The organism is Limosilactobacillus reuteri, assembly GCF_020785355.1.
GTDB lineage: Bacteria > Bacillota > Bacilli > Lactobacillales > Lactobacillaceae > Limosilactobacillus > Limosilactobacillus reuteri_I.
This window is the reverse complement of the sequence record NZ_JAJGVH010000040.1, coordinates 1-210: the sequence shown is the minus strand read 5'-3', so window position 1 is coordinate 210 and position 210 is coordinate 1. Positions and strand designations below refer to the sequence as shown.

Annotated in this window: 1 rRNA gene; it reads right to left on the bottom strand. The window is 41.0% G+C overall.

Going from position 1 to position 210, the window contains the following annotated elements:
• Positions 1-133: 133 nt before the first annotated feature.
• A 16S ribosomal RNA gene (locus LMB56_RS01450) occupies positions 134-210 on the bottom strand; the annotation flags it as partial.

Here is a 210-nt window from a genome sequence, read left to right as displayed (position 1 = left end):
GGTGTTCTCGGTTTATTGTTTTGTTAATAAAGAAATTAGATAGTATTTAGTTTTCAAAGTACAAGCTCTGAGGGTAAACCCCTCAAAACTAAACAAAGTTTCTTCAATGTGTAGGTTCCGTTTTATTCCTTAGAAAGGAGGTGATCCAGCCGCAGGTTCTCCTACGGCTACCTTGTTACGACTTCACCCCAGTCATCTGTCCCGCCTTAG